The sequence below is a fragment of the Rhizobacter sp. P3_C12 genome, assembly GCF_056402735.1.
In genome coordinates, this window is the sequence record NZ_JBFUGW010000288.1 from 1 (window position 1) to 7,310 (window position 7,310).

The 7,310-nt window shown below is 69.6% G+C and carries 7 protein-coding genes and 1 pseudogene; all 8 read right to left on the bottom strand.

The features are described from left to right. A pseudogene (locus tag AC1DXV_RS28590) lies at positions 1–314 on the bottom strand (SPOR domain-containing protein); the annotation flags it as partial. Positions 315–345: 31 nt separating this feature from the next. Further along, on the bottom strand, positions 346–1,647 hold the full coding sequence (gene folC / locus AC1DXV_RS28595) for a bifunctional tetrahydrofolate synthase/dihydrofolate synthase (RefSeq protein ID WP_477936794.1): 1,302 nt from the start codon (positions 1,645–1,647) through the stop codon (positions 346–348). 59 nt (positions 1,648–1,706) lie between these two features. Beyond that, positions 1,707–2,579, bottom strand: a complete 873-nt coding sequence (gene accD / locus AC1DXV_RS28600; RefSeq protein WP_465114476.1) for an acetyl-CoA carboxylase, carboxyltransferase subunit beta — start codon at positions 2,577–2,579, stop codon at positions 1,707–1,709. Then, positions 2,576–3,415, bottom strand: a complete 840-nt coding sequence (trpA, locus tag AC1DXV_RS28605) for a tryptophan synthase subunit alpha (RefSeq protein ID WP_477871423.1) — start codon at positions 3,413–3,415, stop codon at positions 2,576–2,578. The genes accD and trpA overlap by 4 nt, the downstream gene beginning before the upstream one ends. Further along, the gene (trpB, locus tag AC1DXV_RS28610; protein ID WP_477871425.1) at positions 3,412–4,656 is read right to left on the bottom strand and encodes a tryptophan synthase subunit beta; all 1,245 of its coding nucleotides are present in this window, start codon (positions 4,654–4,656) and stop codon (positions 3,412–3,414) included. Before trpB ends, trpA begins: the two co-directional genes overlap by 4 nt. Positions 4,657–4,669: 13 nt before the next feature. Next, positions 4,670–5,317 carry a phosphoribosylanthranilate isomerase gene (locus AC1DXV_RS28615; RefSeq protein WP_477871427.1) on the bottom strand — a complete coding sequence of 216 codons (648 nt, stop codon included), beginning with the start codon at positions 5,315–5,317 and terminating at the stop codon, positions 4,670–4,672. After that, entirely contained in the window at positions 5,314–6,126 is an 813-nt protein-coding gene (truA, locus tag AC1DXV_RS28620) for a tRNA pseudouridine(38-40) synthase TruA (protein ID WP_477936796.1), read from the bottom strand. Before truA ends, AC1DXV_RS28615 begins: the two co-directional genes overlap by 4 nt. Continuing rightward, on the bottom strand, positions 6,123–7,310 hold a 1,188-nt coding region (locus AC1DXV_RS28625), incomplete at its 5' end, for a motility hub landmark protein FimV (RefSeq protein ID WP_477936798.1). The genes AC1DXV_RS28625 and truA, both read right to left, overlap by 4 nt.

A 7,310-nucleotide genomic window follows, 5' to 3' on the forward strand; every position in this document is an offset into this window, starting at 1 on the left:
TCGGCGGCCCGCGCGTTGGTGGCGGCCGGGGCCGGCGTCGTGGCGGGCGCGGCAGCCGGGGTGTCGCGCCGCAGCTCGACCGGCGTGTCAACCGGCAACGGACGCGGCTGGGTCTCGAACAGCAGCGGGAAGCCGATCACGCCGGCGATCACCAGCACGGCCGCGCCGATGAGCCGCTGGCGCGCGCGCGTGCGGGCCTGTGCGACGGAGTCGGGGGATTCGGCCACCGGGGGCGCCTTCGCCTTGGACTTGGCGGGCGCTGCGCTGTTGGGCGTGTTGCCCGGCGTGCGCTTCAGGAAGGACAGCAGACCCATGAAGAGCTGATTCCAGGTGAGCAACGAGCGATCAGCTCAGGTGCTTGGCAGAGAGACGGGGGATGCCGTCCTTCAGCACGCCGCCCACGGTGAAGAACGAGCCGAAGACCACGATTCTATCAGCGGGGTCCGCCGCCTCGATGGCCGCGCGCAGTGCCTCGTCGGGGCTCGCGTGACGGAATGTAGCGACCGGGCCCGGGCCTTTCAGCGCCAGGCGCTCATGCAGTTGCTGCAGCTCGGCGGCGCCGGCCGCGCGTGCGATCGGCAAGTCGGTGAAATGCCACGCATCGACCAGCGGCGCCATGCGGCGCAGGATCGCTTCGAGGTCCTTGTCGGCCATCGCGCCGAACACCACGTGGGTGCGCGGGAAGAAGCCCATCTGGTCGAGGTTCTCGGCCAGCGCGCCGACCGCATGCGGGTTGTGCGCCACGTCGAGCACCAGCGTCGGCTGGCCCGGCACGATCTGGAAGCGGCCGGTCAGCTCGACCGACGCGAAACCGTTGCGCACCGCCTGCGCGGTGATCGGCAGCCGATCGCGCAAGGCCTCGAAGGCGGCCAGCGCGGCCGACGCGTTCAGCAGCTGGTTGGCGCCGCGCAGCGCCGGGTAGGCGAGCCCGCTGAAGCGCTTGTCGCGCCCGCCCCAGCCCCATTGCTGCTTGTCGCCGGCGTAGTTGAAATCGCGGCCGAGCAGCCGCAGCTCGGCGCCCACCTCGGCCGCATGCGCGACGATGCTGGCCGGCACCATCGGGTCGCCCACCACCACCGGCTTGCCGGCGCGCATGATGCCGGCCTTCTCGCGGCCGATCGATTCGCGATCGGTGCCGAGCCAGGCGGTGTGGTCGATGTCGATGCTGGTGATCACCGCGCAATCGGCATCGATCGCGTTGATGGTGTCGAGCCGGCCGCCGAGCCCGACCTCGAGGATCACCATGTCGAGCGGCGCGCTCGCGAGCAGCCGCAGGATCGCCATCGTCGTGAATTCGAAGTAGGTCAGCGGCATGCCGGCGCGCGCCGCCTCGACCGCCTCGAAGTGCGGGATCAGCTCGGCCGCGTCGACGCTGCGGCCGTTCACGCGGCAGCGCTCCTCGAAGTGCACGAAATGCGGCTTGATGTAGAGCCCGACGCGGTAGCCGGCCTGCAGGCCGATCGATTCGAGCATCGCGCAGGTCGAACCCTTGCCGTTGGTGCCCGCCACCGTGATCACCGGCACCTGGAAATCGATGCCCAGCCGCTGCTTCAGCAGCAGGCTGCGCTCCAGCCCCATGTCGATGTCCTTGGGGTGCAGCTGCTCGCAGTGGGCGAGCCATTCGGCGAGGGTGGTCGGTGTGGGCATGACGGTCTCAGAAGAAGGAAAGGCGGCCGWGGCCGCCTTGCGCAGGGAGCCGGGCCGGCTCAGGCCACGGCGTCGGCGCTTTGCCGTTGCAGCATCGCGAGCGAGCGGGCGATCGTCGTGCGCAGCTCGCGCCGGTCGATGATGCCGTCGATCGCGCCGGTCTTGACGAGGAACTCGGCGCGCTGGAAGCCTTCGGGCAGCTTCTCGCGCACGGTGTTCTCGATCACGCGCGGGCCGGCGAAGCCGATCAGCGCCTTCGGCTCGGCGAACACGATGTCGCCGACGAACGCGAAGCTCGCCGAGACACCGCCCATCGTCGGGTCGGTCAGCACGCTGATGTAGGGCAGCTTCGCCTTGGCCAGCAGCGTCAGCGACGCATTGGTCTTGGCCATCTGCATCAGGCTCAGCAGGCCTTCCTGCATGCGCGCGCCACCGGTGGCCGCGAAGCTGACGAACGGCACCTTCTGCTCGACCGCGGCCTCGACGCCGCGCACGAAGCGCTCGCCGACCACCGAGCCCATCGAGCCGCCCATGAAGTCGAACTCGAAGCAGGCGGCCACCAGCGGAATGCTGAGCACCGCACCGCCCATCACCACCAGCGCATCGGTCTCGCCGGTGCTCTCCAGCGACTCCTTCAGCCGCTCCGGGTAGCGCTTGCTGTCCTTGAACTTCAGCGCGTCGACCGGCAGCACCTCCTGGCCGATCTCGTAGCGGCCTTCGCCGTCGAGGAAGGCATCGAGCCGCGCGCGGGCGCGGATGCGGTGGTGGTGGCTGCACTTCGGGCAGACGTTGATGTTCTGCTCGAGGTCGCTCTTGTAGAGCACGGTGTCGCACGACGGGCACTTGATCCACAGGCCTTCGGGCACCGTGCGGCGCTCGCTCGGGTCTGTCTGCTGCATCTTCGGCGGAAGCAGTTTCTCGAGCCAACTCATGCGGGAGCTCCTTTCAGGGTATCGAGGGCGGCACGGATCTCGGCGATGAACGCCGCGGCCGCGGGGACGACATTGTCGCGCGTCTGGGTTTCAAGCAATTGCACGATGCGGGATCCGATGACGACCGCATCCGACACCCTGGCGACCGCGATGGCCGTCTGCGCGTCGCGGATGCCGAAGCCTACACCCACCGGCACCTGCACGTGGGCCTGGATCCGCGGCACCATCTTGGCCACCGCGTCGGTGTCGAGGTGGCCGGCGCCGGTCACGCCCTTCAGCGACACGTAGTAGACGTAGCCGGTCGCGATGCGGCCGACGTCTTTCATGCGCTGTTCGGTGGAGGTGGGCGCGAGCAGGAAGATCGGGTCGAGCTGCTTCGCCTTCAGCCGGGCGGCGAAGGCCTCGCATTCCTCGGGCGGGTAGTCGACGACCAGCACGCCGTCGACGCCGGCCTCGGCGGCATCGCGCACGAACGCACTCTCGCCGGCATCCGCGCCATGCAGCTGGTCATAGCGCTCGATCGGGTTCGCGTAGCCCATCAGCACCAGCGGCGTCGTCGTGTTGCGGGCCCGGAAGCCGCGCACGTAGTCGAGCACCTGCACCATGCCGATCTTCTTCGCGAGCGCCCGCTCGGCGGCCTTCTGGATCACCGGGCCGTCGGCCATCGGGTCGGAGAACGGCACGCCGAGCTCGATCACGTCGGCGCCGGCCTCGGCCATCGCGAGCATCAGCTCGACGGTGGCATCCGGGTACGGGTCGCCGGCGGTGATGTACGGGATCAGCGCCTTGCGGCCTTCCTTCTTCAGCGCATGGAAGCGGGTGGCGATGCGGCTCATTGCGCCCCCTTCACCGTCTGGCCCGCCTGCGAGGGCTGGGCGTAGACCTTGTCGCCCGACAGGTCGGCGACGGTGCCGATGTCCTTGTCGCCGCGGCCGGACAGGTTGACGAGCAGGTGCTGGTCGGGGCGCATCGTCGGCGCGAGCTTCATCGCGTGCGCGACCGCATGCGACGACTCCAGCGCCGGGATGATGCCCTCGGTGCGGCACAGGTAGTGGAAGGCCTTCAGCGCCTCGTCGTCGGTGATGCCGACGTACTCGGCGCGGCCGGTGTCCTTCAGGTAGGCGTGCTCCGGACCGACGCCCGGGTAGTCGAGCCCGGCGGAGATCGAGTGCGTCTCGATGATCTGGCCGTTCTCGTCCTGCAGCAGGTAGGTGCGGTTGCCGTGCAGCACGCCGGGCGAACCGGCGCTGAGGCTCGCGGCATGCTTGCCGGTGTCGAGCCCCTGCCCGGCCGCCTCGACGCCGATCAGCCGCGTGCCGGCATGCTCGATGTACGGATAGAAGATCCCCATCGCGTTGCTGCCGCCGCCCACGCTGGCGATCACCGCGTCGGGCTGGCGGCCGGCGAGCTCGGGCATCTGCACCAGGCACTCGTCGCCGATCACGCGCTGGAAGTCGCGCACCATCGCCGGGTACGGGTGCGGGCCGGCCACCGTGCCGATGATGTAGAAGGTGTTCTCGACGTTGGTCACCCAGTCGCGCAGCGCCTCGTTCAGCGCGTCCTTCAGCGTCTTGGAGCCGCTCTCCACCGGCACGACGGTCGCGCCGAGCAGCTTCATGCGGTAGACGTTGGGCGACTGGCGCTTCACGTCCTCGCTGCCCATGTAGACGACGCACTCCATGCCGTAGCGCGCACAGATCGTCGCGGTGGCCACGCCGTGCTGGCCGGCACCGGTCTCGGCGATCACGCGCGGCTTGCCCATGCGGCGCGCGAGCAGCGCCTGGCCGATCGTGTTGTTGATCTTGTGCGCGCCGGTGTGGTTCAGGTCCTCGCGCTTCAGGTAGATCTGCGCGCCGCCCAGTTCGCGGCTCATGCGCGCGGCGTGGTAGACCGGGCTGGGCCGGCCCACGAAGTGCTTCAGTTCGCTCTCGTATTCGGCCTGGAAGGCCGGGTCGCGCTGCGCCTCGGCATAGGCCGCCTTCAGTTCATCGAGCGCGTGGATCAGGGTCTCGGCGACGAAGGTGCCGCCATAAGGCCCGAAATGCCCGCTGGCATCGGGCTGCTGGTATTTCGACATGGATTGACTCGCTTCAGGTGGGAGTGGCAGCGATGCGGGCGTCGGCTTCGCGCACGGCATCGCAGAAACGGCGGATGGCCCAGGCATCCTTGATGCCCTTGGCGCTTTCAACGCCGGAACTCACGTCAACGGCCCAGGGCCGCACCCGAAGAATTCCTTCGATCACATTTCCGGCATGCAACCCACCAGACAAAACGACTGGAGAGCGCACGTTTCGAGGAATGAGTGACCAATCAAAGACCTTTCCGCCTCCACCATACCCGTCGACATGAGCGTCGAGCAGCAGCCCCTGGGCGTGCGGGTACTGAGCGGCGAAGTCTAGCAAATCGAAATCCCCCGACATGCGTGCGGCCCGCAGGAACGGGCGGCCGGCGGCGGCGCACTCGGCCGGCGTCTCGTCGCCATGGAATTGCAGCAGCAGGCTGGGGATCGTGGCGGTCGCGCGCTCGATCAGCGACGGCGCGGCATTGACGCACAGCACCACCGGCGTGACGAACGGCGGCAGGCGCTGCGCCAGTTCGGCCGCGCGCTCGACGCTCACATGCCGCGGGCTGCGCTCGTACAGCACGAAGCCGATCGCATCGGCGCCGGCCGCGACGGCCGCATCGACATCGGCCTCGCGCGTCAGGCCGCAGATCTTGATTCGGGTGCGCACGCTCATGCTTCGAGGCTCGCGCCGCCGGGGAGCCAGTCCATCGGCGGCGTGTGCGGGGGAATTTCGAAGCGCGCATCGTAGTACGGCCCGACGAAGTACAGCCCGTCGGGGGCAAAGGTCGGCGCCGCCACGCTGCGGCTGCGCGAGGCCAGCACCTCGCCCATCCAGCCCGGTGCGCGCTGCCCGGCGCCGATCGCCACCAGGCAGCCCATGATGTTGCGCACCATGTGGTGCAGGAAGGCATTGCCGTCGAAATCGAAGCGCCAGTAGGCGCCGAAGCGCCGGATGCGGATCTCGCGCAGCGTCTTCACCGGCGACGGCGACTGGCATTCGGCGGCGCGGAATGCGCTGAAGTCGTGCTCGCCGATCAGCACGGCGGCCGCCTCGCGCATCGCCTCGCCATCGAGCGGGCGGAACACCCAGCCGGCGGCGCCTGACTCGATCGCCGCCCGAACGCGCGACTCGAGCAGCAGGTAGGCGTAGCGGCGGCCCTGCGCGCTGTTGCGGGCATGGAAGTCGTCGGGCACGGGCCGGCACCACTGCACCGCGATGTCGGAGGGCAGGAAGCGGTTGGTGCCGCGCATCCAGGATTCGGTTTCGCGCGCCACCGGTGCGTGCAGGTGCACGACCTGGTTCAGCGCATGCACGCCGGCATCGGTGCGGCCGGCGCACATCGTGCGAACGGGCGTGGCCGCGAATTGCGACAACGCCCGTTCGAGATGGTCCTGGATCGTCTGCCCGCCCGGCTGGCTCTGCCAGCCGCGGTAGGCCTGGCCCTGGTAGCTGATACCGAGGGCCAGCTTGGGCTCGTTCACCCCAGGTCGCTGAGCATGGCCTGGGCGCGCGTCTTGGTGGCGCCGCTCGCCTTGGCGATCACTTCCTGCAGCAGGTCGCGGGCGCCTTCCATGTCACCGATCTGGCGGAATTCTTCGGCCAGTTCGAGCTTGCGCGCGATCGGGTCGGAGCCGTCGTCCGGGGCGTCGCCCAGGTCGATGTCACCGAACTCGTTGCTCAAGGCGGGCGCTGCCGCGGCGGCGCGCGGGGCGGCCGGCGCGGGGATCGTCGAATCGCCAAGGTCCAGCGAGATGCTGGACAGGTCGAAATCCATCGGTGCGCTGGCCGGCGCGCTGCGTGCGGGGGCCGGCGCCGCGCGAGGCGGCGGGGGCGGCGGATCCAGCGGCAGGTCGAAGCTCATGTCGTCCAGCGAGTGGCCGACCTCGCCGGTCGGCAGCGGCTGGGTCTCTTCCGGCAGGTGCGGCGCCGACACGGCCGAGCCGCTCGGCAGGGCCAGGTCGAGGTCGAGGTCCATGCCGGCGCCGGTGCTGTCGAAACCGCTGCCGTGCGAACCGCTGGTGCCGAACTCGGACGGCGATGGCAGCACCGATTGCGGCATCGTGCTCGCACCCAGCAACTCGGCCGACGGACGCGCTTCGCCACCGCCGGTGGCCGGTCCACCGCCCGGGCGGTACATCGGGTTCTCCGGATCGATCTGCTGGCCGATCTCCTGGGCCTTGGCCCAGTCTTCGCCCTGGCCGCCGGTCAGGCCGAACAGCTGCGTGGCCAGCAGCTCGAAGCCCTTGGTGTCGCGGCGCTTGGCGTAGACCTCGAGCAGCTTGGTGCGGATCGCCAGGCGCTCGGGGCTCGCGCGCATGGCTTCCTTGAGGATTTCCTCGGCCTGCAGGTCGCGGCCGTAGGCCAGGTAGACGTCGGCCTCGGCGACCGGGTCGACATCGCCGATGGCATCGAGCTGGCTCAGCGAATAGCTCATCGACGACGAGGCACCGCCGGCGTCACGCGTGTCGATGCGCTGGCCGCCGCTCGCCCCGAAGAAAGAGTCCGGTTGAAGACGGCTTTCGAGGAACGAGGTTTCACCGCTGTCGCGCTTGGCGCGCTTGCTGAAGCGCCACGCCGCGAAACCGCCGAGCAGCAGCACGGCGATGCCGCCGAGCAGGGCTGGCAGGTTGTCATCGAGCAGCGACGACAGGAAGCTGGGTTCGGG